Source organism: Leptolyngbya sp. CALU 1928 (assembly GCF_056784215.1).
In genome coordinates this window covers 400,297-424,867 of the sequence record NZ_JBXBCE010000002.1, presented here as the reverse complement: position 1 = coordinate 424,867, position 24,571 = coordinate 400,297, and the positions used below count along the sequence as shown (strand labels likewise).

Here is a 24,571-nt window from a genome sequence, read left to right as displayed (position 1 = left end):
ATTGGAACTTAGCTAGCAACACCCATTACTTTAAAGCGTTTTTGAAAGGACTGATCGCACAATCCTAGACTAGATTTTTGAGAAAATATCGTGGAATTTTGTAATGATGCTTGGTAGATCTGCTTAAAAAGGGCGCGTTGAGTGCGGCTACCGCCAATTTCGGCGAGGCGAGGCAGAATAGGCTGTAATAAGGCAGTAGCAGTGGCGCGATCGTCGTTGGCAAAGGCTTTAATTCCTTTTGCTGCGGGTATAGCAACCTCTACCCAGGTTTGGCGTTGAGATCCAGTCACCGTGTCAGCATAGGCTTTCATGCTGTACAGCATTTCAGTTGTATAACTTTGATATGCGGCACGTTCAAGCGCATAAATGTAGTGTACATCTTGAAACGGAAGGGCATGTTCATGAATTCGAGGCAGCAGATAGGGTGTTAAATCGTGCCAGCGGGAACCAACCTGAATTCCTCGTAGTTCTAGCCGCAGCAAAATTGCGATCGCATTCACCTGGTCTTTTGAAGCCTCCTTATCAGCATGTCCCCAAATCTGCGTGTCGTATAAATCCAGCACTTTCTCAAAGTTGCCCAGAGAGAGATAGTAGAGGGCAACATGCCACCAGTTATGGGTGTAAAGCATAGAGTTGCATGATTTCCAGGTATCTGCCAAACTCTCCATCCAATCAATTCCTTCCTCACTCCGCCCTTGAGTGTCTAGCACGTGAGCCACCGCATGTTGCGCCCAAGGATCGTGACGATTCAACGCAACCGCACGACGACCCAAGACTTCTGCTTCGGCAAAGTTTCCAACTTGCTCTAGTCCAAATGCCAACATGCCGTACAAGTAGTGATTTTCTTGATGATGAGGCAAGACCTTTTCAGCAATCCGCAGCAACTTTGCAAAATTTCCTTGATAAAAGTAGTGGTATTGCCCCTGTTGAACGGAGATCAGATCTTGAGGATATCGATCCGTTAGGGTTTCATGCAGTTCGATCGCGTGATCAATTGCCCCATTTGCCCAAGCCGCGATTGCCTGAACAAAGAGTCGTTCACGTTCAGTAATCTCCGCCAATCGCCCCTGAGCCGCTTTCAAATGAGGAATGGCGCTTTTTCGCGATGCCATCGCTTCTTGAGAAAGATAATAAGCTGCAAGATAGGCGTGGATGAGAACGCATTCGCGATCGGCAATGTTTCCTTGCAAGAGAACAGTTTCTGTCTCACAACCATATCCCAATGCTTGATCGATAAAGCGATTGATCGCTGCGATCGCAACAGGTGAGTCAGTAGAAACCTGCAATCCTTGATTATCTTTCAACATCATGAAATACTTGATTATTAAAATACTGTAAGTTTATCGTGATGCCGTACTTTACTAGCATGTCATGAGATCTTGGTTTATGCAACTGGTCGGTAGGGCTTAGCCCTCTTAAATCACTCTAGCTAGAAATTATTTAGAAGGTCATGTTCTAGACCTGTGGCTAACTCTAAACCAGCAAGCCAAATTCATAGCGATTGCTGAACAGCCCAATGACTACATCGTGCAACCAAATGGACTTAGAAAAGCAAATGGTTTTGCGAGCTAACCGCTTGATCCGAGTTCGTAAGGTTAAGTGTTTCCGCTCAATTTTTTGGGTGTTCCACTTGCCAACTTGATGCTGATTTTCATCCAGCAACCGAGCATAGGCTCCCCAGCCGTCGGTGTAAAACGTTTGAATGCAAAATGGCTCCAACAATGACTTCAGTTCGAGAAAAGCTGTGTCTTGATGGTTCGACAATACCTATGCCAATACTTCGCCTGTTGCATGATCAATGGCATGTCATAACCAACGTTGCTGTTGCTTAGAGAGGACAAAACGACCCATCTCATCCGCTTGCGCCTCTACATCCACCACCTCAACCGGGCGGTTGGTTCCTTTAAATTGTGATGGGTCGGGGGCAAGTTCTCTATCAACCTGGTCATACCTGCGACAACACGCCACTGCGTCTGAGTGACTGGATAGCGTCCCAACAAAAACTACGGGAGTGTTAATCGATGCTGGGGCGTTCGCGATCTTTGCTTTCCGGTTCCACTTCCGGTGCGCCCACCCTAAATTCACCTGCCGGAATCTGCATCAGCGTCAGCGATACCCCAGATCTAAATCTGTTGATAAGTTGTGTAATCCACAACGGAATGGTTCAGTTGCTTGAAGGTTGTGCAAATGTCAGTCCTTGAAAGAGGAGGTGGTGGACTAGACCTGTTGATCGAGTCAGATAGCTAAACCAAATTCGTAGCGGTTGATGAATAAACCAATGACTACATCATGCATCCACACTGACTTGGAAAAGCAAATCGTTTTGCGAACTAACCGTTTAATTCTTGTGCGTAAGGTTAGATGCTTACGTTCAATCCTCTGAGTATGACGTTTGCCAACGGTATGAAAAGTAGGTTCTAGATGTCGTAATGCCTCCGGCAGGCTACGCCAACATAAGCTCCCCAATCATCGGTGTAGAACTGCATAATGCCAAACGGTTCTAACAAGGCTTTAAGCTGCAAGAAGGCATGATCTTTATGGTCGGACAACACATAGGCAAGCACTTCACCTGTAGCATGGTCTATGGCATGCCATAGCCATCGTTGCTGCCTCTTGGAACCGACATAACTCCACATTTCGTCAGCTTCAGCCTCCAGATCTTCCCACTGACACAGTTTCACTATCGTTTGAGTTGGTTCAAGTTCTGCCAAACGAGCTTCATTGATTGCTTTAAGATGACGGTCTTTTTTTTAATGTTTCAATCACCGTCGTGCGGCTAATCTTGAGAACACGCGCAGTATCTCGTATCCCACTCCCGTTGACTGCCATATCTGCAATTTGCCGTTTCACCTCTGGTAGGTATCCACGATACCGATAGTCGCGAATAAAAGTAGAGCGAGAACATTGGGAGTTGCGACATTTGTAGCGTTGCTTGCCTTCACCCGATTGACCATGCTTGACGACATCACTACTTCCACAACTTGGACAAACAACGGGTTCAAGTACCATGGCAGAAACTTTAGGCAAACGACCTTTTTAGTTTCTCTCATTTCCACAGGTCTAGTCCACTACCGAAAGAGGAATGGCAACACTCGCTACCTACTATAAAACGAAAGGGTCAACCCTGGCTTGTTCGATTCCCTGCTGTTCCAGGTGACGCAGTTTGTCGGATTCTAAGGTCCAGTGGGTCTCAAGCGAAGTTCAGCAAAGCAGGCTTTGGAGTGAGTGCTTAAGGCAATACAATTAGGGGTTCTTTGCACAACCCCTCAAAAAGGTGGTGGTGTTCTAGACAAGGGGATGAGAATTAGGGAGAATCAGAGAACTCAAATAAGTTAGATGAACCGAAAAAACTGCGATGGTACTTGAACCCGTACATTGTCCTGCATGCAACAGCACGAACATCGTTAAACACGGCAAGACGGCTGAAGGCAAACAACGCTATAAATGCCGCAACTCCGAATGCCCTCGTCACAGTTTTGTTTTGGAGTATTCTTACCGAGGCTACTTACCCAGCGTGAAGCAACAGATTTGCGATATGGCGATGAACGGCAGTGGAATTCGAGATACGGCGCGTGTGCTCAAGATTAGCCCCACTACGGTGATTGAAGCATTAAAAAAAAGATCGTCATCTTGAACAGGTGAATCAAGCACTATTAGAACAACTCAAGCCAACGGCTGTGACCATGGTCAAACAGGTTGAAGAAGCTGAAGCAGACGAGATGTGGAGTTTTATCCAATCCAAAAAACAGCAGCGCTGGTTGTGGCACGCGATTGATCATGAAACTGGGCAAGTATTGGCATAGGTATTGTCGAACCATCAAGACACAGCTTTTCTCGAACTGAAGTCATTGTTAGAGCCATTTGGCATTCAAACGTTTTACACCGACGGCTGGGGAGCCTATGCTCGGTTGCTGGATGAAAATCAGCATCAAGTTGGCAAGTGGAACACCCAAAAAATTGAGCGGAAACACTTCACCTTACGAACTCGAATCAAGCGTACGCCCTTGGCGGAGCGAAGCTCTATAGCTCGCAAGACGATTTGCTTCTCTAAGTCCGAGTGGCTGCATGATGTGGTGATTGGATTGTTTATCAATTGCTATGAATTTGGACGTGCGGTTTGACCATAGTGCCCCCATGTCTAGAACACTACCGGAGAATCTTTTTTCTTGCAATTCTCTCATGTGGATACGGCGTGTTATCAATGCTTCCTCGATGAGTTCTCCCAGACTTATCCCGATAGTCTCAACCTCCTGCAAGTGGATAATGGACGGTTTCACACCAGCAAAGCGTTGGTTGTGCCAGAGAATATCATTTTGGTGTTTCAGCCGCCTTACTGCCCGGAGTTAAACCCCATTGAAAGGGTGTGGGAACATCTCAAGGCGGATCTCAAGTGGGCTTCGTTCAAGACTATAGATCAACTACAGGACAAGGTTGATCAACTCTTATCTCAGTTAACCCCTCAACTCATTGCTTCCCTTAAGGGCTACCCATTCATACTCAATGCACTATCTGTCATTCACACCATTTAAATTGGTATGAAAACCTTTGATTGCCATCAGGCGAGGTACACCAACGTTCTTAGCGCGAAGAGGAGAGGAGCCATTTAATCATCTGACTTGGAGTCTTTTTCCTCAACTTGTGCTACGGCTATTTGCAGTTCCATCTCCAGTTGCTCAATGGAAGGAAGGCTATCTTTGAGTGGTTCCGGCAGGTCTTCTTTCAATTGATAGGTTGCCACTCCTATTGGTTTATGAATGTCTTGTAAGGCATATTCTACAGTGATGTCACTTTTTGATCGGCAAAGAATGAGGCCAATCGTGCGTCGATCCTCCGGAGAGCGTAAGAGGTTGTCAACGGCTGATACGTAGAAATTGAGTTGTCCACTGTAGAAGGGGAGGAACTCTCCAACCTTTAACTCGATCACAACATAGCAGTGCAATTTTGCATGGTAGAAGAGCATGTCAATGAAATACTCCTTGTTGTCTACCACCAGTGAATATTGACTGCCGAGAAAGGCAAATCCAACACCTAATTCCATCAGAAAGTCTCGAATATGTGCGATGGTGCTTTTTCTAACTCTCGCTCTTGGCTTCCTTGAGTAAGTGATAGAAAATCAAAGTTATAGGGGTCTTTGAGAAGCTGAATAGCTAGGTCAGAATCAGTTTTGGGGAGGGTTCGCTCAAAATTAGTAATGGCACTTCCTTGTCGCTCAAGCAGCCGAGTTTCAATCTGCATCACGAGAATGTCTCGGCTCCATCCATTCTCTAAAGTCTTTTGTGCATACCAAAGCCGCTCCTCACCTGACTTAAGCTTCTCAAGTAGGGCAATATTATGTCGCCACGGCAGTTGTGCAACGCTGCATTGCACAACTGTCTTGTCTGGATAAGCCTCAGCAAAAGCCCTCATGTATTTGAGGTTTCGGGCTGAGAAACCAGTCAGTCCAGGAAACTCTTTTTTAAGGTCTTTGGCAAGCTGGTCAACAACTTTCGTGCCGTATCCCTGCTGCTGTTGTCGGCTGAGAATTTCTCGACCAATTTCCCAATACAGCGTGATCATCTCTTCATTAACAGCAACGGCTGCCTTAATCTGCGCTCTCCGAATCCGGCTCTTTAAGTTGCTCAAGAAGCTGTTGTAATCGTCTGGAAAAAGGGAGGATTGTTTGGGCACGAGGGAAACTCCACAGTCCAAAATAAATAACTATTGTTAAGCCCACTGCTTCTAGCGAATGGGCGGGTGTGCATTAACTATAAGTTTTCCCCGGTACTAAAAGGCGCAAAGCTTGGAAATTTGTAGAGGGGAGGCGATCGCCCAGATTTCAGCCCGTTGGTGCAAAGTGTTTTTCTTATCATTGGATTGCTTACAACATGTCCATATAAACTAATAGAGTCGCTTTTACGGACACCATGATTATTACGACTGCCTCATTTAAAGGTGGCGTTGCGAAAACCACTACAGCCATTCATTTGGCGGCTTATTTGCAAACCAAAGGGCAAACTCTTCTGATTGATGGTGACAATAATCGTTCGGCAACTCGCTGGGCAGAACGGAGTCTAGAGCGGGGAGGATTGCCTTTCAAAGTCGTTGGAGTTAACCAATCTGCTAAGTACAGCAAAGGGTGTGAGCATTTTGTCATCGATACGGAAGCCAGCGCTGAAGAAGAAGAATTGAGAGAAATTATAGATGGTTGTGATTTGTTGATTCTGCCTACAACTCCTGACACGATGTCTCTCGATGCTCTTATTCAAACAGTTGAATTGCTTAGAGCTTTGGGTATTGATAAATATCGAGTCCTCCTCACCAGAGTCCCCCCGCCCCCTCGACGAGAAGGAGAGGAAGCCAGAGAATTTCTAACTGAAGCTGGCTTTCCTTTGTTCAAAGGAAAAATTAGAGAAGCCGTGGCGTTCCAGAAGGCGGCGAATGAAGGTTTATTGGTTCACCAGGTGAGCGATCGCCGTGCTCGAACCGCCTGGAGTGAATATAGCGCGATTGGTAAGGAGGTGTTTGGTGACTAATCCAAAACAAAACCGCTTCAAAGGGTTAATGCAGGTCATTCGCCAGGAAAGCGCTGCACCAAATGCCCAGGAAGATGAAACAGATAGTCTGGAAGATAAGAAGGAGCAATCCAACGCTGAGAGTTTCCAGGAGCAACCCACTGTAACCTGGGTGCCTCACAAAAAAATTCATCGTGATTTAGGACAGTCACGTCGCTATTTTGATCCTGATGAATTGAATAATATGGCAGCTTCTATGAAAGCTGTCGGAGTGATCGATCCGCTTTCGGTGCGTCTTCGTCCCGGCACATTGGATGAGTACGATTTGCTAGCAGGGGAGAAGCGTCACCGATCGGCGGAAATCGCGGGTTTAGAAAAAGTCCCAGTTAGATCTTTTGAGGTGGATGATGAGATCGCTGAAGACATTAAGGCAATCAGTAACCTTCAGCGAAGCGACCTGAATAAATGGGAAGAGACAAATGCCATTATGGGGATGCTATGCCGTAATTTGGGAAAGACACAGGCAGAGGTCATTAGCCTACTTAATCAGGCTGCAAACCAGAAACGTGGGCTTACGGACAACGTTGTCCGTAGTGAAGATTGGATAGCTGTTGAAGAAATTTTTACGGTTGTGGGTCGCTTGACACCAGAGAGTTTTCGCAAGCATCGGGTTCCGTTGATTAAGCTTCCCGATCACATTCAAGCTGTTTTACAACAAGGTAAACTGCATTACACCAAAGTCAACGAAGTCCTAAAAGTGAAAGATGCAAACCAACAGCGTCAGCTATTAGAACTGGCGATCGCCCAGGAGCTTTCGGTTAGTGAAATTCAGGCGGAGGTTAAAACCCTGCGTCAGGCTAAAGCACCATTGGATGTTGCTGAACCCGATGAAATTCCTTTACCTCAACGCCTGACGATTGTGACTCAGCAACTTAAAAAGGCAAAAGTCTGGAATGATCCTAAGAAGAAAAGAAAGCTTGAAAAGTTATTAGCTGAACTTGGTTCCCTACTCACCGAGTAGAGCCGGAACAAACAACGATTAAATGCAGTTTTATGAAAGATTTGCAGTCCAATTAACGTTTGAAGACCACCGCAGTGGCTAAAAGAATTGATAGCTTGAGCTGCAAAAGGTATAGCTTGGAAAGTTTGTATTAATTTATAGAAAAAGTCATTTTTGCTGCGATCGCAAATCTGCCATCAATACATTTATTCGCTCGGCAACATCAGCTTTTGCATCCGGATCAGCATCATACAAAAACACATCTAGCACAAACCAACGACACAGCAATGGATCAACAAAAATCAGTCTTAGAATCAGTTGGTTCAAAACCTCTGTCACTAGATCGTTCGGTAAGCGCCGAATTTCATCTCGAATGGCTAAGGCAGTCTCCAAATTTCGACTCTCACCAACTTTGGTTACAGCTTGAACTACAGCCTCAACCAGTTGGGGTAAATTGATTCCCGACTGACTCGATTCATTAGGTAAGGATTGATCGTCCAAGGGAATTGCAGGTTAGAAGGTGAGATAGTAGCAGGGCTAGTAATAGGCAATAGGTAACTAGCAGCCGGGAATGCCATCACATCCATTGCCAATTACTTGCTATCTAGTCTACAAACAATTGTTATCTAGCAGACAAACAACTTTTGTGTAAACTTAAGCACAGCAGCCAACTTACATAAGTTGAGCTAAAACGGCTATTTTGACATCTCTCTTTAGACGGATCTATGAAAAACAGGTCTTCTATCCAAGGTATGAAGCCGATCCTGTCCTTTGCGGTACAAGATCCGTAGGGGAGTATGTTTGTCCTTCGGAAAATCTTACGCCGTGGAAACTGACTCGCTCACTGTCTCAAGCGTCATCCTTTAATCACCATCCTCATCAAAGGCAGCCGTAGAAGTTTATGACAACTGCTCCAACTCTCGCTGAAGCCGATAGCCTTGACCTGAAGCAACTGCTTAAAGTTTTGACCGAAGTGAAGAAAGGAAACTTCTCAGTGCGAATGCCGTTTGACCAGACGGGTGTCGCAGGAAAAGTTGCCGATACGCTCAACGACATCATTGACAGGAACGAGCAGATAGCAACGGAGCTAGAGCGGATTAGTACCGTGGTGGGGAAAGAGGGCAAGACGAATGAACGGGCTTCGTTGGGTGGAGCAAAGGGATCGTGGAAAGCCTGTGAGGGGTCAATCAATACGCTGATTGTGGATCTCGTGCAGCCCATGGCGGCGATTACGCGGGTGATCCGATCCGTAGCCAATGGCGATCTATCCCAGGCGATCGCAACGGAGATTGAAGGGCGATCGCTGCAAGGGGAGTTTCTGCAAACGGCGCAGATCGTCAACACGATGGTCGATCAGCTTCAGTCCTTTGCTTCAGAAGTAACGCGGGTGGCGCGGGAAGTAGGAACCGAAGGCAAGTTGGGCGTGCAGGCGGAAGTAAAAGGGGTTGCCGGAACCTGGAAAGATTTGACCGATAACGTCAACTCAATGGCGGGAAATCTGACGGCACAAGTACGGAACATTGCCGAAGTGACGACTGCGGTGGCGAACGGCGATCTCTCTAAGAAAATCACTGTGGATGTCAAGGGCGAAATTCTCGACCTGAAAAGCACCATTAATATCATGGTGGATCAGTTAAACTCCTTTGCTTCAGAAGTAACGCGGGTCGCACGGGAAGTGGGAACCGAAGGAAAACTGGGCGTACAGGCGCAAGTTCCTGGTGTGGCTGGCACCTGGAAAGATTTGACGGATTCTGTGAACTCCATGGCAGGCAACTTAACCGCACAGGTACGGAATATTGCCGAAGTGACGACGGCGGTGGCAAATGGCGATCTGTCCAAGAAAATCACGGTGGATGTCAAAGGCGAAATTCTCGACCTGAAAAGCACCATTAACACCATGGTGGATCAACTCAACTCCTTTGCTTCGGAAGTAACACGGGTGGCGCGGGAAGTCGGCGCAGAAGGAAAACTAGGTGGTCAGGCAGAGGTGCGGGGCGTGGCAGGCACCTGGAAAGACCTGACGGACTCTGTAAACTTTATGGCAGGGAACTTGACCGGACAGGTGCGAAACATTGCCGAAGTGGCAACGGCGATCGCGAATGGCGACTTGTCCCGCAAAATTACGGTGGATGTCAAAGGTGAAATTCTGGAACTGAAAAACACCGTCAACACCATGGTGGATCAGTTGAACTCCTTTGCTTCAGAAGTAACGCGGGTGGCGCGGGAAGTAGGAACCGAAGGAAAACTGGGCGTGCAGGCACAAGTTCCTGGCGTGGCTGGCACCTGGAAAGACCTGACGGACAATGTGAACCTGATGGCGGGAAATTTGACCGGGCAGGTGCGAAATATTGCTGAGGTGGCAACGGCGATCGCGAATGGCGACTTGTCCCGCAAAATCACGGTGGATGTCAAAGGTGAAATTCTGGAACTGAAAAACACCGTCAACACCATGGTGGATCAGTTGAACTCCTTTGCCTCTGAAGTGACACGGGTGGCGCGGGAAGTGGGTGCTGACGGGAAGTTGGGCGGGCAGGCGCAAGTGCGCGGCGTTGCCGGAACCTGGAAGGATTTGACTGACTCGGTAAACTTCATGGCGGGTAGTTTGACTGCACAGGTACGAAACATTGCCGAAGTGACCACGGCGGTGGCGAACGGTGACCTGTCCAAGAAGATTACGGTGGATGTGAAAGGCGAAATTCTCGACCTGAAAAGCACGATCAACATCATGGTGGATCAACTCAACTCCTTCGCCTCTGAGGTAACGCGGGTGGCGCGAGAAGTGGGCACCGAAGGAAAACTGGGAGTACAAGCCGAAGTGCGCGGCGTTGCCGGAACCTGGAAAGACTTGACCGATTCCGTGAACTCAATGGCGGGCAACCTGACGGCGCAAGTGCGGAACATTGCCGATGTGACCACCGCTGTGGCAAACGGCGATTTGTCCAAGAAAATCACGGTGGATGTGAAAGGTGAAATTCTGGAACTGAAGAACACGATCAATACGATGGTGGATCAACTCAGTTCCTTTGCCTCAGAGGTAACACGGGTAGCACGCGAGGTGGGAACGGAAGGAAAACTGGGCGTACAGGCGCAAGTTCCTGGCGTGGCAGGCACCTGGAAAGACCTGACCGACAATGTCAACTCGATGGCAGGCAACCTGACTGGACAGGTGCGAAACATTGCGGAAGTGGCAACGGCGATCGCCAACGGTGACCTGTCCAAGAAGATTACCGTGCAGGTGAAAGGTGAAATTTTTGAACTGAAAAACACCATCAACATCATGGTGGATCAACTCAGTTCCTTTGCCTCTGAGGTGACGCGGGTGGCGCGAGAAGTGGGAGCCGAAGGAAAGCTGGGTGTGCAAGCGGATGTACGCGGCGTGGCTGGCACCTGGAAAGATTTGACCGATTCCGTGAACTTCATGGCAGGCAGCTTGACGGCGCAGGTGCGGAACATTGCGGCAGTGACGACGGCGGTGGCGAACGGTGACCTGTCCAAGAAAATTACCGTGGATGTCAAGGGTGAAATTTTGGAACTGAAAAACACCGTCAATACGATGGTGGATCAGTTGAATTCCTTTGCTTCTGAGGTGACGCGGGTGGCACGAGAAGTGGGGGCTGAAGGGAAGTTGGGCGTACAGGCAGAAGTGGGCGGCGTGGCTGGCACCTGGAAGGATTTGACCGACTCTGTAAACTTCATGGCAGGTAGCTTAACGGCACAGGTGCGAAACATTGCCGAAGTGACCACGGCGGTGGCGAACGGTGACTTGTCTAAGAAGATCACGGTGGATGTGAAAGGCGAAATTCTGGATCTGAAAAGCACCATCAACATCATGGTGGATCAGTTGAACTCCTTTGCCTCTGAGGTGACGCGGGTCGCACGAGAAGTGGGAACCGAAGGGAAACTGGGCGTACAGGCGCAGGTGTCTGGTGTTGCCGGAACCTGGAAGGATTTGACTGATTCGGTTAACTCGATGGCGGGTAACTTGACGGCACAGGTGCGGAACATTGCCGAAGTCTCCACCGCGATCGCCAACGGCGACCTGTCCAAGAAAATTACCGTGGATGTGCGCGGCGAGATTTTTGAACTGAAAAACACCGTCAACACGATGGTGGATCAACTGAGTTCCTTTGCCTCCGAGGTAACGCGGGTGGCGCGGGAAGTAGGAACCGAAGGAAAGTTGGGCGGTCAAGCACAGGTGATTGGCGTAGCCGGCATCTGGAAAGATTTGACCGATAACGTAAACTCAATGGCTGGCAACCTGACGGCGCAAGTCCGAGGTATCGCCAAAGTCGTGACTGCCGTAGCCAACGGCAACCTGAAACAGAAGTTGATGCTGGATGCCAAAGGGGAAATTGAAACCCTGGCAGACACGATCAACGAGATGATCGACACTCTGGCAACCTTCGCCGACCAGGTAACAACCGTCGCGCGGGAAGTGGGGATCGAAGGAAAACTAGGCGGTCAGGCGAAAGTGCCGGGTGCATCAGGAACCTGGCGTGACCTGACCGACAACGTAAACGAATTGGCAGCCAACTTGACGACCCAGGTACGAGCGATCGCCGAAGTGGCAACTGCCGTGACCAAGGGCGATCTGACGCGGGTCATTGCAGTTGAGGCGCAGGGCGAAGTTGCTATCCTCAAAGATAACGTCAACCAGATGATCGCCAACCTGCGCGAAACCACCCAGAAAAACATCGAGCAAGACTGGCTCAAAACCAACCTGGCAAAATTCACCCGCATGTTGCAGGGACAGCGCGACCTGGAAACGGTTTCCAAGCTGATCTTGTCCGAACTGGCTCCTCTGGTATCTGCCCAACACGGCGTATTCTACCTGCTGGAAACCAGCGAGATACATCCACCCTTCCTAAAACTGCTCAGTACCTACGCCTATCGAGAGCGCAAGAGTCTAGCCAATCGCTTTTATCTCGGCGAAGGATTGGTCGGACAATGCGCCCTGGAGAAAGAGCGAATTCTGGTCACTGAAGTTCCTCAGGATTACATCAAAATCAACTCTGGGTTGGGTGAGGCTCCACCGATGAACGTCGTCGTCTTGCCCGTTCTGTTTGAGGGGCAAGTGACGGCAGTAGTCGAACTGGCTTCCTTTAACCGCTTTAATGACATTCACCTGACTTTCTTTGACCAACTGACGGAGAGTATCGCGATCGTTCTCAACACGATCGCCGCCAGTATGCGAACCGAGGAACTGCTGAAACAGTCCCAATCCCTGGCAGAAGAAATGCAAGGTCAACAAACTGAACTCACCGATACCAACCGTCGTTTGGAGCAACAGGCGCAATCCTTAAAAGCATCGGAAGACTTACTCAAGAGTCAGCAAGAGCAACTGCAACAGACCAATGAGGAACTGCAAGAAAAAGCCGAACTATTGGCGACGCAAAACAGCGAAGTAGAGCGCAAAAACAGCGAAATCGAGCAGGCGAGATTGTCTTTGGAAGAAAAAGCTGAACAGCTAGCGCTGACTTCTAAATACAAATCTGAGTTTCTGGCAAACATGTCTCACGAACTCCGAACTCCGCTCAACAGTTTGCTAATCTTGGCGCGGCTCCTGTCCGATAACACTGAGAGCAACTTGACCCACAAACAGGTGGAATACTCCCAGACGATTTACTCTGCCGGAAATGACTTGCTGGGGCTGATTAACGACATCCTCGATCTGGCGAAGATCGAATCTGGCACAATTTCAGTGGATGCCGAGCCTATCCTGTTTGCCGATCTGCAAGTGCATTTAGAGCGTACCTTCCGTCAGGTTGCCATCGATCGCAAACTTGAGTTCCAAATGCACTTCAACGAGCGACTGCCTCGCACCCTTTACACCGATGTCAAGCGGCTGCAACAGGTATTAAAAAACCTGTTGGCGAACGCCTTTAAGTTCACAGAGCGGGGACAAGTACAGTTAGACATCAATGTAGTCACCCAAGGCTGGAGTTCAGAGAATGCCCGATTAAATCGGGCAGATCAGGTAATTGCCTTTGCAGTTACCGATACAGGCATTGGCATCGCTCCAGAGAAACAGCAGATCATCTTTGAAGCGTTTCAGCAAGAAGACGGAACCACGAGCCGTCGCTATGGTGGCACCGGTTTAGGCTTGTCGATCAGCCGAGAAATTGCCCAACTCTTGGGCGGCGAAATCCGCCTAATGAGTGAATTGGGGCAGGGCAGTACGTTTACTCTATATTTGCCATTGACCTATGTAGAGCGCCAAGAGAACGGAGAACCAGGGCGAAGGGAAGACATGGGCACGCGGAGAATAATTCCGGTAGAAAACCACAGAGCGCCAACTCCAAATGGCTCCAAGGCTCAATCAGTTAGCCCGACGATCGCCCTGCGTCCCACAGAAGTCGTGCCATCCAGCCCGTCGCCAGGAATCCGAGTAGCCACTCCTGTGACCGCCATCCAAGGGGGGACATTTTCAGTGGATCCAATGCTAGAAGACGATCGCGTTTCAATCCAACCCGATGATCGCTCTTTGCTAATCATTGAAGATGACCTTAACTTCGCGCGCATCCTGCTCGACCTTTCGCGGGAACATGGCTTCAAAGGCTTAGTTGCCACACGGGGAGATGTAGGGCTACAGATGGCGCGAGAATTTCAACCCTCTGCCATCATGCTAGACATCCGGTTGCCAATTTTGGACGGTTGGACCGTGTTGAACTACCTCAAGCACGACCCTGCCACTCGCCACATTCCGGTTCACATTATGACCGTGGAAGATGGACAAGATCGCAGCTTGCGGCAAGGCGCGATCGCCTACCTGCAAAAACCCGTCAGCAGTGAATCTCTGCTGAATGCCTTGGCAAGCATGAAAGAGTTTGTAGAACGGTTGGTCAAGAGCTTGTTAGTAGTCGAAGACGACGACCAGCAGCGTCAAAGCATCATCGAGTTGATTGGAGATAGCGATGTCAGCATCACGGCGGTTGCCACCGCCGCCGAAACCCTAACGGCTATTCGCGCCCAGCAGTTTGACTGTGTAGTACTCGATTTGTTGCTGCCCGATGCCAAGGATTTTGAGCTACTTGAACAAATCAAACGCGAACCGAACTTAGGTCGCCTGCCAATCATCGTCTACACGGGCAAAGAGCTAACCCCTCAGGAAGAAACCGAACTGCGTCACCTGTCCGACACCTTGATCCTAAAGGATGCGCGATCGCCCGATCGCCTGCTCGACGAAACCAGCTTATTCCTCCATCGGATTCAGGCAAACCTACCCGATCGCCAACGGTTGATACTAGAACAGCTACGGCGCAACGATCCGATTTTGGCGGACAAAAAAGTGCTGATTGTAGATGATGACGTTCGCAACATCTTTGCCCTCACCAGCCTGTTAGAACGTCAGCAAATGCAGATCCTCTACGCCGAAAACGGCAGAGATGGCATTAATATTTTGCAAGCAAATCCTGATATTGATGTGGTATTGATGGATATCATGATGCCTGGAATGGACGGTTACGAAACCATGCAGGCAATCCGACAGATGGGTCAGTTTGCTGATCTACCCATGATCGCCCTCACTGCCAAAGCCATGAAAGGCGATCGCGAAAAATGTCTGGAAGCAGGTGCAACCGATTACATCACTAAACCTGTTGAAATGGAGCAACTGCTTTCACTGTTACGAGTCTGGCTCTCACAATCTAGAGACTAGGTGCTAGAGGATTAGAGAGCAGCCCAGTTCTCACCCTCAATTCACACTTTGCTTGGCAGACGTTCATCCTCTCCACCCTTCAATTCCTCACACCATGTCTTCTGAACTCAAAGCCAACATTCTTCTGATTGACGATCGTGCAGAAAACTTGATCGCCCTAGAAGCCGTCTTGTGCAAATTGGGGCAGAACCTAGTGACAGCCCAATCTGGAAAAGAAGCGCTTCGATGTCTACTGAATCAGGATTTTGCCGCAATTCTGTTAGACGTGCAAATGCCAGGAATGGATGGATTTGAAACCGCATCCATCATTCGGCAGCGAGGGAGATCGCAGCATACACCCATCATCTTCGTCACCGCTTTTAATACCGACGATCAGTTGCAGATGAAGGGCTACGCACTGGGAGCAGTGGATTACCTACTCAAACCGATTAATCCCGAAATTCTCATTTCTAAAGTCGCTGTATTTGTTGAGTTGTTCAAAAAGAACCAGGAGATCCAGCGGCAATCAGCAGAATTAGCGATGCAGAAGGTCGAGATTATCCAAGAACAGCTTGCTCGTCAACAGGCAGAATCTGCCAACCGAATGAAAGATGAATTCATGGCGATCGTCTCCCATGAACTGCGAACCCCGCTCAACGCGATCTTGGGCTGGTCAAAACTGTTGGTAACCGACAAACTTGATGAGACCGCCGCTCGTCGTGCGCTCGAAACTATTAATCGCAATGCCCAATCTCAGGCGCAACTGATTGATGACATTATGGATGTCGCCCGCCTGACCAGCGGCAAAGTGGAAATTTGCCAACAGCCGGTCAATTTACTCACCTTGATTTCAGACGAACTGGAGTCCATCCGTCCTGCCGCAGACGAAAAAGGGATTCAACTGATCGGGGATTGTACGTCTGATCCCTGCATTGTCAGCGGCAACATTCAGCGTCTACAGCAAATCCTCCGCAACTTACTCTCCAATGCTATTAAATTCACGCCAGAAAGTGGGCGGGTTGAGGTGAGGTTAGAGAGCGTTCAGTTCTCAATGTTGAGTGCTCAGTTGAAGAATTCAACTCACCACTCACACGCGCCAAGCGCCGCTTCACAGCAATTTGCTCAAATCACCGTGACCGACACCGGAATTGGCATTGCCCCTGATTTTCTACCTCAAATTTTTGAATATTTTCGCCAAGCCGATTCATCTACTACCCGTTCTCATGATGGGTTAGGGCTAGGATTGGCGATCGTCCGCCAACTGGTTGAGCTTCACGGCGGCAAAATTGAGGCTGCAAGCGAAGGCAAGGACAAAGGCACAACTTTCACTATTTTTCTGCCGTTGCAGACCTCCCCATTCACCCCAGCCTCTCAGATATCAAACCCGGAGTCATTGCATAGCGATTTAGCCCTAGAGAATATCTCTGTTCTGGTGGTAGATGATAATTTTGATAATCGGAACTATCTTGTGACCGTGCTGGAGCTTGCGGGTGCTCAAGTGACTGCGGTTGCGAGTGGGCAAGAGGTGATAGATTGCTTACAACACTCGCACCCTGATGTGTTGTTAAGTGACATTGCGATGCCCAACGAAGATGGTTACGACCTACTGCACCGAGTTCGGGCAGTTGAACAAAAACGGGGGAGGACAATCCCAGCGATCGCCCTAACTGCTTATGCCAAGCAAGAAGATCGAAATCAAGCACTCTCAGGCGGCTTCCAACAATTCCTCTCCAAACCCATTGATCCAACTAAATTGATTGAAGCCGTGGCAGAAGCAGTTGGAGTAAAAGTCGGAAAGCTGACAGCCCTCTAAACACACGTAAAAGATGGGGGCTATGGGGGACGGTAAGGATTCTGGTAAAAAACACACAGATCACGGAAAGCAATCTGGAATGGGCGGCAACCCGATGTTTATATAATGTTCCAACGGTTCCGGCAATCGACCCTTGTTGATCGCATAACTCCCTGCGCGAAGATGGGCAAAAACTACTTGCTGGAAAACGAACCTGAGCACCGAAAAAGCGAGAACACTTAACAGAGACGATTAATCTGATTATTGTAATCTTTTCGGGGATATCCGTTTTTATCGAGATGATTTAACTTCAAACACTCAAACAGAACTAGTTGGCACTGGCTGTTTTTGACTGCTTTCGGTGATCTGTATTTTTTTACCAGAATCCTTACCGTCCCCCATTAACCGTCTACTCAAACCCCTTTGAGTTCTGCTGCATCCAACCAAAAAATACCTCCGCCTCCGCCACCAGAATGGCATCCCCCGACTCCAACCACCGCCGCATCTTGTCCACATGAGCCGGAGAAGGATGAGAAACCTGCCCCCCCTGTTGCCCATACTGCTGCCAAGTCTCTAACTGAGCCGCCCGTTTATACGCCTGCACCTCTTCAATCTCCGCCAACTTGTGCCTGACAAACTTAACTCCCTCCCGTTTCTCTTGAGTATTACTACTTATTACTTGAGCATTCGAGTCTCTCGCACCGCTCAAATGCCTGTCAGATCGCGCATTACTGGACTTAGGTGCTAATAAGTTTGGACACTTTGGCGCGCCTCCTTCGCGCTCAATGTTCAAACCTGGGGGGTGCGGGCAGGGCTGATCTATTGAAGAAAGGAAAAGAGAGCAGGGATATCATGCGCGAGACGACGTAACCCTTGAGTGATGGAGTCAAAGCCATGCTGCCGAAAAAGATTGAGCGCCATTGTGCGAACGATGGCGAAGTTGAGGGGGGCATTGCCATCGCACAAGGGAGAGCAGTCTTCTTGGAGGACGACATCTTTAACCCAATGGAGGCGGTTTTCAATGTGCCAATGTTGGCCAATGCGTTGAGCAAATCCAGCGGCATCTGAGGTTAGAGAACTGATATAGAACAGCGTTTCGCTAAAGGGTCTGTTGGCTCTTGTCCCCACTCGTTCGACTCGAATTAAGCGCTGTATGCCCACCCACTGTGGGTCAATCCCTGTAACCATATCCACCACCGTCACGGTTCGTTTCGTCTGGCGGTCACGCGTCTGTTCGGTTTGGATATTGACGTTAGGGGTTAGAGCTTGCTCAACCTGGGTCTTCACCTGCTCAAATAACTTGGGTTGATTGCCTTTGACCGCAAGGAGATAGTCATTGCCACTGTGGATAATTTGCTCGACTGTTTTTTTGGGTGTGTAAGGCATCAAGGCTAAAGCAGACTCCCTTGAGTTGCAGCGTCTCCAACAACACCTCAACCGTCTTAATCTCACTGGTTTGACGGTTCCGCATCGTCTCTAAGCCCACTACGACTCCTTGAACCACACTGAATGCCGACACGACACTGACAAAATCCTGATAAGACTGGTCGTAGTCGCTCACACTGGCTTTGATGCTTTTGCCATCGGTCGCTAGTTGTTCATGGGGTGCAGGGGCAAAGTGCTCTTGTGCCCAAGCATTGAAGGCTTGAGTAAACGACACAAAGTCCACCCGCACCATGATCCGACGCAGAGTCGATAAACTCGGTAGTCGCTGCCTCGGCAAGTCCAACACGGTTAACAACTCCGATTGATGGCGGGAAACAAAGTCGGCGAGTGGGCGGTATCCTGTGCAGCCACTCATCGTCCCCATCAGGACTAGCAGCAACACCACCCACAACGGATAGTTAGGTTGCGTGCGGAAGTCGCGAATCTGTTGAAGATGTTCAATCAAGCTCATTTGACCCAAGGGCAACGACTTCTCTATTCGGCTCAGTTATAGCAGCGGACAAAAAATGGTCGTTAAGGCTGAAAGGCTCATGAATTAAAGCTTTCAGCGATTACTTTGCTTGAGTACTTGTTGGCTTGAACTGTCCCATCTTTAGCCAAAAATGGGACAGTTCAAGTCATAAGCAACGGTTTTACGCCATTACAGGCTTCTCAGCAGTGGTTGACCAGACCTCGTAAATGGGACAGTTTACTCCAACCGCTCACTAACGACCAGAATTTTTCCGCTGCTATAACTGAGCCGACCAGAATTCCTTAAACCGCCCTGGTGACAGTTCGGTATAGCGTACCGTGTGCCGAATATTCTTATGTCCCAGATATGCCTGAATTGCCCGTGTGTCCTGACCATTGGCTGCCAGGTAATATCCCGTCGTATGACGCAGCATATGGGGATGCACTGGAAATGAAAGTCCTGCTACCTCTCCGGCGCGGGCGATAGTGACATATACAATAACGATCAAGATAAGCGGCGGCAGACAACTATTATGGTAACCCCACCAAGATTTCTCAACCATCCGCTTCATCGACTGGTTAGCTTGCAGCAATAATGAGAGGACTCTGACTGGCATATCAAGTTTTAGTCGAGCCTGAAATTGACAATTGTGCGTCAAAAGGTTGTGGGGTAAATGGCAATATCATGCCAAGCCCAAGAGCGATCAGTTAAACCTGCTCGTTGCGCTGCGGTTGTCTTGAAGCGACTATGCTGCCAAATCCAATTGAAATAGCTCACGACTAAACGGGTCGTGATTTTTGATTGCTGCCACACTTTGCCAAATTTGTTCTGCCGTCGATGCCATCGACCCGTTTGCTGTCTGACAACGCCATTGGTGCGCTCTAACCTCTGAGTTCTATCTTTACCGATGTAATGGAGGATTTCAGGAGGCAGCACCCGTTCATATCCACCCCAATCATCGCTGTTCCAGCGCTTGCAATCGGTTTTTCCTTCTGTACTCACGATCAATTCCTCAATCAGTTCATCGGTATGTTTTCCGACTCGCGCCGCTAAGATCAATCCACTCGAATTGGCTAAACTCAACGTGATCCAACAATCACCCACTTCTAATTCACCGGGGAGACATTACTTCTGTTTTTTTGCACAAACGACCACATCTCATCAGCAGACACCTCTGGGGTTTTTACTGTTTGCACCTGGGCATTATGAACCTGTTGTGCCCGTTGACTAGCAGCACGAACGATGCTGACAACCGTGTTGTATGCCAGTCCACTGGTGCGACTGATGCCTTGCAAACTGCTGCCTTCACTGTGAGCTTGCAAGACTTGGCGAATTTGCTCTGGGCTAACGTGCCGATGATAGTAGAGGGTATCAAAGCGTTCGTTGAAGGTTTGAGTGCAACTAGGGCAAAAATACCGTTGGACTCCACTGGGCATCTTGCCATGCTTATGCACCTTCAAGTGTCTACACAATGGGCATTCCATAGGTTGAGCAATGAAGTAACTTTCCTTCTACTTTATCTGACCCACAGAAATTTGACGCACGATCAAATTGACTTCCTGATGAACTCAATAAACACCCGAACTTTAAGCGGAACGTAGGCACGAGAAGGATAAACGAGCCAAGCTGCTGTGCTAAAATCCGTTGCTGTTACAGCATGGTCTGGAAACACGTCAATGAGAGTACCAGCTTATAGATCTGCGTCGATTAACCAGTTAGGAAGCAGTGCTAAACCCATGCCAGCGATCGCACATTGCTGAAGGGCGATCGCGCTGGAAATCATGGTGCGCCCAGCAACAGGATTTCGCTCAGTTCTCCCTCTCGGTTCTTAAAGATCCATCTTGATCGAAAGCCTGCCAGTGGAAATAGCAGGCAATTATGGTGCTCCAAATCATGTGGGTGCTGGATTTGTCCTGATCGCTTGAGATACCCTGGGCTGGCGCAAACTGAATAGTGCGTTCGCATTAATTGTTGAGCAATCAGGGTCGAGTCTGCGAGGAGTCCTAGTCGTACCGCAACATCAATTCTTTCGGAGAACAAATCGACAACGGCATCGGTGAGTAGGAGGTCAAGGGTGAGATCTGGATACAACTGCTCAAACTCAGGCAAGAGCGGCACAATACATTTGAGCCCGAAAGATGCAGAAGCGGTGACGCGCAGTGTTCCCTTTAGTTGTCCAGAAACATCTGTGGCAATATTTGTAGCTTGCTGGATTTCCTCAACCAGTGGTTCGATGCGCTCAAAGTAGGTCGTCCCGGCTTCGGTCAAGGACAATTGGCGCGTTGTTCGCTGAAACAATCTGATACCCAGTTCTTCCTCCAGTCTTGCAATCGCCCGCGAAACTGAAGAAGGATCGATGTTGCGATCGCGGGCAACCGCGGTAAAACTGCCCTGCCTCATGATCTCCACAAAGAGTTGCAGCACTGATATGTCCATAAATGAATTGCTTGATCGAGTTACGTCCTTGGTGTCTGAACAAAATCTTACCCAATCACTTGTGATTCATGCAAAACCTGCACGATAGTCGTTCATCAGTCTGACTTTATTACTTTTACGACAGCAACTACAATTCCATATAGTTTGACAGCCGCATCAGTCTTGTATAACGAGATAACAGCAGCAGCATGATCGATTTATATTTTTGGGCAACACCCAATGGGTATAAGCCATTAATTTTGCTGGAGGAAACCAAGCTAGATTACACACTCAAGCTCGTCAATATTTTTCGAGGTGAGCAGTTCGATCCAACGTTTCTGGCGATTGCGCCCAATAATCGCATTCCCGCTCTCGTGGATCACAATCCAAAAGATACAGAGAATTCCATTGCTGTCTTTGAATCAGGGGCGATGTTGCTGTACTTAGCAGAGAAAACAGGTCTGTTTTATCCAACCACGTTACCCGACCGTTACGATGCTTTGCAATGGTTGATGTGGCAAATGGCTGGACTTGGACCAATGGCAGGGCAAGGGTAGTGCTTTTTCGTAAAGGGTGAGGGAAAATAGAGCCAACGGCTTAAGTAAACCGAGATCAACCATGAAACCATACTTAATCTGTCCGAATTGTGGATCGGATGACATCATGAAAAACGGGACAACTCGCCGGGGCAAGCAAAACCATAAATGCCGAGACTGTGGTCGTCAGTTTGTCGAAGATCCCCAGTGGAAGCCCAAGGATCAAGATACCAAGGCTCTAATTGATCGGTTATTGCTAGAGCGGATTCCTTTAGCGGGGATTGCTAGAGTCCTGAAGCTGTCGGAAAGTTGGTTGCAACAGTACGTCAATCAGACCTATGAGCAGGTGCGCCAACAAGCTGAGGTGCTGCCCAAAACAACCGCAAGGTTGACGGTTCAGATGGATGAGTTGTGGTCTTTGGTGGATGACAAAGGCAATAAACAATGGGTTTGGTTAGCAATGGATGTAGCGACCCGCAAAATCATTGGGTGTCATGTCGGTGATCGTTCTGCCGAGTCAGCGCAAGCCCTATGGGATAGCCTGCCGCGCCGCTATCGACAATATGCCCGGATCTACACCGACCACTGGGAAGCCTATGCCTGTGTGCTACCGAGCAAACGACATTTTGCAGTAGACAAGGATTCTGGGTTAACCAGCTATATTGAGCGGTTGAATAACACGTTACGACAACGCATTTCACGCTTAGTGCGCCAAACTTTATCGTTCTCGAAGAAGTTAGAGAATCACATTGGAACGATTTGGAATTTCATTCATCACTACAATCAAAAGATTCGAGAGCAATTGCGACGGGAGCAGATGGTTTCTTTTTCTCCATCCTTTACATAATGACACTACCCAAGGGCAAGCAAATCACTTCATGCGATATGCGCCAAAAGCAGTGCCCTACGCGAAACAACGGTACGTCGATGAGACTAGGCGACTCCTCCGTGTCATGGACAAGCGCCTGTCTAATCGGGAGTATTTAGCAGGCAGTTATTCGATTGCCGATATGGCTGCTTACCCCTGGGTCAAGATTGTTGACTTAATTGAAATTGATTTAGGTCGAGAGTTTGATCACGTTGCAAATTGGGCACAACGAATTGCTGCTCGATCGGCGGTGCAGCGAGCTTACGAGATTGGAGAACCCACTAAAGAAAATCAAACGCTTGATGAAGAAGCGCGTCAGCATCTGTTTGGTCAAACTTCATAACTAGAGGACTATCAACGAAAGTTAGAGATTGTCACCAGAGTGGGTGACTAAACATTTCAGCCGCTCTCAAACGTCTCCGCTAAAGCTAGTGACATAAAAAAGTAAACCAAATAGGAGAAGAAAGCATGCCTAAGTTACTTGTATATGGAACACCGTTAAGCACCTATGTCCGAACAGTGCGATTACTGTTAGAGGAAACTGGCATAGACTACGAAATCAAGTCAGTTGATTTCCTCAAGGGCGAAAATCAGTCAGCAGAATACTTGGCGATCAATCCGTTTGGTAAGTTGCCTACGCTGGCAGTTGATGCAGAGTTTATTTACGAAACTGCTGCCATCACGGATTATCTCAATACTGTTTTTGCAAGTCACCAATTTAGCCCTGCCGACCCATTGCTCAAGGCTCGCATGTATCAAATTACCAGAATCATTGATCACTACCTCTATTCTGCATTTGCGACGCTTTTGGGGCAGCGATTTTGCCCCTATGCAGGGCGGTCAACCGGATCAGGAAAGGGTGAACGCCACGCTTCCACCCATTAAAAAAGCAATGGCAGCGATCGAGTCCTTGATGATTGGTAATCCCTATCTCTTGGGTAGTATAGCACTACGCATATACGTTAGGACAATACTTAAACGCGGCATCGACACACTCACGAAAGGTGTCAAACTCATCCCATCGTTGCCGCATCCAATTTTTGAGCACAAACCACCATCGCTCAATCTTGTTCAAGTCAGGAGAATAGGCGGGAAGATACCAGAGTTCACATCCTGCCTTTGCCACAATTTCATTGATGTATTGAGAGCGGTGAAAACTGGCATTGTCAATCACAATCGCATTCCCGGGTTGCAATTGAGGCAGGAGGCAGTGCTCTAACCACATCTCGAACAAGTCTCGGTTGCAAGACCCTTCAAAGGTCAAAGGCGCAATCAGGTTTCCCTCGCACAAAGCGGCAATCCAACTGACTCGTTCGGTACGTTTGCCCGCCTTGAGGGCACAAAAGCGTTGACCCACCTCGCAGTAGCCATAGGGATACTCCTCTCGGTTATCAATGCCTGCTTCATCCACATACACCAACCCAGTGACAGACCTTGTCTTCAACTGCTCTTGAAAGGCTTGACGCTTCTGCTCATCGCGCTCTCGGTAGCCGTACGTCTTTTTTTTCGACTCAAACCCAGTTTTCGCAGCGCGTGACTGATGTTCTGCTGCGTGACCCCTTCGCCCCATAACTTCGCCATCTCCCCTTGAGTCTTGCCTCCATGGGCTTGGGCAAACTCACGAAACCGTTGCCAGTCCGTGATTTTATGTCTATTTCCCCGCTGATAATGGGTGATCGCTTGGCAGGTGCCAGTTTGTTCCTGTCGCTTCAGCCACAGGTCGAGCGTGTTGCGGCTGATGTTCAGCATTCGGCTCACTTCGCTTTTGCGGACTCCACGCTCAACCGCAGCAGTTGCTTTTTGGCGTAGGTCTTCACTATAGGGGGCAGGCATTGATATTGTTTGATGGGTTTCTTTCCTCTAGTATAAGTCCTAATATAAATGTTTAGGGCTATAGTCTGAGCATTGCGAATTTTTATCTAATTCCCGTCTTCGT

19 protein-coding genes and 4 pseudogenes are annotated in these 24,571 nt (G+C 48.7%); 10 read left to right on the top strand and 13 right to left on the bottom strand.

Translation table 11 applies throughout. The features are described 5' to 3' along the window. Positions 1-8: 8 nt before the first annotated feature. The 4 genes and pseudogenes from AC1S5B_RS17790 to AC1S5B_RS17775 all read right to left on the bottom strand — a co-directional run bounded on the left by AC1S5B_RS17790 (position 9) and on the right by AC1S5B_RS17775 (position 3,009). Positions 9-1,310 carry a tetratricopeptide repeat protein gene (locus tag AC1S5B_RS17790; RefSeq protein WP_482037035.1) on the bottom strand — a complete coding sequence of 434 codons (1,302 nt, stop codon included), beginning with the start codon at positions 1,308-1,310 and terminating at the stop codon, positions 9-11. 163 nt (positions 1,311-1,473) lie between these two features. After that, positions 1,474-1,875 (bottom strand): annotated as a pseudogene (locus AC1S5B_RS17785) (IS1 family transposase); the annotation flags it as partial. Positions 1,876-2,235: 360 nt separating this feature from the next. After that, positions 2,236-2,466 carry an IS1 family transposase gene (locus AC1S5B_RS17780; protein WP_482037034.1) on the bottom strand — a complete coding sequence of 77 codons (231 nt, stop codon included), beginning with the start codon at positions 2,464-2,466 and terminating at the stop codon, positions 2,236-2,238. Further along, positions 2,418-3,009: pseudogene (locus AC1S5B_RS17775) on the bottom strand (IS1 family transposase). Before AC1S5B_RS17775 ends, AC1S5B_RS17780 begins: the two are co-directional and overlap by 49 nt. A 346-nt stretch (positions 3,010-3,355) precedes the next feature. On the opposite strand from AC1S5B_RS17775, the pseudogene AC1S5B_RS17770 reads away from it, so the two are divergent. Together AC1S5B_RS17770 and AC1S5B_RS17765 are read left to right on the top strand one after the other, a co-directional pair. After that, a pseudogene (locus tag AC1S5B_RS17770) lies at positions 3,356-4,121 on the top strand (IS1 family transposase). A 45-nt stretch (positions 4,122-4,166) separates the two neighbouring features. After that, on the top strand, positions 4,167-4,529 hold the full coding sequence (locus tag AC1S5B_RS17765; protein ID WP_482037033.1) for a transposase: 363 nt from the start codon (positions 4,167-4,169) through the stop codon (positions 4,527-4,529). Between the two features lie 74 nt (positions 4,530-4,603). Here the strand turns inward: AC1S5B_RS17765 and AC1S5B_RS17760 are convergent, their stop codons facing one another. Beyond that, positions 4,604-5,038 (bottom strand): PDDEXK nuclease domain-containing protein, encoded by a 435-nt coding sequence (locus AC1S5B_RS17760; RefSeq protein WP_482037032.1) that lies wholly within the window; start codon positions 5,036-5,038, stop codon positions 4,604-4,606. After that, a complete protein-coding gene (locus AC1S5B_RS17755; RefSeq protein ID WP_482037031.1) occupies positions 5,038-5,667 on the bottom strand; it encodes a DUF1016 N-terminal domain-containing protein in 630 nt (209 codons plus the stop codon). The genes AC1S5B_RS17760 and AC1S5B_RS17755 overlap by 1 nt, the downstream gene beginning before the upstream one ends. A gap of 236 nt (positions 5,668-5,903) precedes the next feature. Between AC1S5B_RS17755 and AC1S5B_RS17750 the strand changes: the two genes are divergently transcribed. Together AC1S5B_RS17750 and AC1S5B_RS17745 are read left to right on the top strand one after the other, a co-directional pair. After that, positions 5,904-6,512: a nucleotide-binding protein gene (locus AC1S5B_RS17750; protein ID WP_482037030.1), complete on the top strand. Its 609-nt coding sequence runs from the start codon at positions 5,904-5,906 to the stop codon at positions 6,510-6,512. Next, positions 6,505-7,512 (top strand): ParB/RepB/Spo0J family partition protein, encoded by a 1,008-nt coding sequence (locus tag AC1S5B_RS17745; protein WP_482037029.1) that lies wholly within the window; start codon positions 6,505-6,507, stop codon positions 7,510-7,512. Before AC1S5B_RS17750 ends, AC1S5B_RS17745 begins: the two co-directional genes overlap by 8 nt. Before the next feature lie 147 nt (positions 7,513-7,659). On the opposite strand, the gene AC1S5B_RS17740 is transcribed toward AC1S5B_RS17745, so the two are convergent. Beyond that, complete coding sequence (locus tag AC1S5B_RS17740; protein ID WP_482037028.1) at positions 7,660-7,992, bottom strand: hypothetical protein; 333 nt, start codon at positions 7,990-7,992, stop codon at positions 7,660-7,662. Between the two features lie 400 nt (positions 7,993-8,392). Here AC1S5B_RS17740 and AC1S5B_RS17735 point away from each other — a divergent pair, with 400 nt between their 5' ends. Continuing rightward, the gene (locus tag AC1S5B_RS17735) at positions 8,393-15,148 is read left to right on the top strand and encodes a HAMP domain-containing protein (protein WP_482037027.1); all 6,756 of its coding nucleotides are present in this window, start codon (positions 8,393-8,395) and stop codon (positions 15,146-15,148) included. A 94-nt stretch (positions 15,149-15,242) separates the two neighbouring features. Next, entirely contained in the window at positions 15,243-16,940 is a 1,698-nt protein-coding gene (locus tag AC1S5B_RS17730; RefSeq protein WP_482037026.1) for a response regulator, read from the top strand. Between the two features lie 388 nt (positions 16,941-17,328). Here AC1S5B_RS17730 and AC1S5B_RS17725 read toward each other — a convergent pair whose 3' ends face one another. The 5 genes and pseudogenes from AC1S5B_RS17725 to AC1S5B_RS17705 all read right to left on the bottom strand — a co-directional run bounded on the left by AC1S5B_RS17725 (position 17,329) and on the right by AC1S5B_RS17705 (position 21,252). After that, positions 17,329-17,541 (bottom strand): hypothetical protein, encoded by a 213-nt coding sequence (locus AC1S5B_RS17725; protein ID WP_482037025.1) that lies wholly within the window; start codon positions 17,539-17,541, stop codon positions 17,329-17,331. A 197-nt stretch (positions 17,542-17,738) separates the two neighbouring features. After that, positions 17,739-18,816, bottom strand: a pseudogene (locus AC1S5B_RS17720) (ISAs1 family transposase). 277 nt (positions 18,817-19,093) lie between these two features. After that, the gene (locus AC1S5B_RS17715; RefSeq protein ID WP_482037024.1) at positions 19,094-19,474 is read right to left on the bottom strand and encodes a tyrosine-type recombinase/integrase; all 381 of its coding nucleotides are present in this window, start codon (positions 19,472-19,474) and stop codon (positions 19,094-19,096) included. Beyond that, a protein-coding gene (locus AC1S5B_RS17710; protein WP_482037023.1) for an IS1 family transposase occupies positions 19,471-20,300 on the bottom strand; the annotation gives its coding sequence in 2 pieces (ribosomal slippage) (positions 19,471-19,943 and positions 19,943-20,300; 831 coding nt in all). Before AC1S5B_RS17710 ends, AC1S5B_RS17715 begins: the two co-directional genes overlap by 4 nt. Positions 20,301-20,595: 295 nt before the next feature. Continuing rightward, positions 20,596-21,252: a LysR family transcriptional regulator gene (locus AC1S5B_RS17705; protein ID WP_482037022.1), complete on the bottom strand. Its 657-nt coding sequence runs from the start codon at positions 21,250-21,252 to the stop codon at positions 20,596-20,598. Between the two features lie 188 nt (positions 21,253-21,440). On the opposite strand from AC1S5B_RS17705, the gene AC1S5B_RS17700 reads away from it, so the two are divergent. From AC1S5B_RS17700 to AC1S5B_RS17685, 4 genes are all read left to right on the top strand, one after another. Beyond that, positions 21,441-21,788 (top strand): glutathione S-transferase N-terminal domain-containing protein, encoded by a 348-nt coding sequence (locus tag AC1S5B_RS17700; protein WP_482037021.1) that lies wholly within the window; start codon positions 21,441-21,443, stop codon positions 21,786-21,788. 61 nt (positions 21,789-21,849) lie between these two features. Next, positions 21,850-22,614 (top strand): IS1 family transposase, encoded by a 765-nt coding sequence (locus tag AC1S5B_RS17695; protein WP_482037020.1) that lies wholly within the window; start codon positions 21,850-21,852, stop codon positions 22,612-22,614. Between the two features lie 31 nt (positions 22,615-22,645). Then, positions 22,646-22,978 (top strand): glutathione binding-like protein, encoded by a 333-nt coding sequence (locus AC1S5B_RS17690; RefSeq protein ID WP_482037019.1) that lies wholly within the window; start codon positions 22,646-22,648, stop codon positions 22,976-22,978. 125 nt (positions 22,979-23,103) lie between these two features. Further along, positions 23,104-23,520, top strand: coding sequence for a glutathione S-transferase family protein (locus AC1S5B_RS17685; protein ID WP_482037018.1), 417 nt, complete (start codon positions 23,104-23,106; stop codon positions 23,518-23,520). 64 nt (positions 23,521-23,584) lie between these two features. Here AC1S5B_RS17685 and AC1S5B_RS17680 read toward each other — a convergent pair. Further along, a protein-coding gene (locus AC1S5B_RS17680; protein WP_482037017.1) for an IS630 family transposase occupies positions 23,585-24,468 on the bottom strand; the annotation gives its coding sequence in 2 pieces (ribosomal slippage) (positions 23,585-24,139 and positions 24,142-24,468; 882 coding nt in all). Positions 24,469-24,571 lie beyond the last annotated feature (103 nt).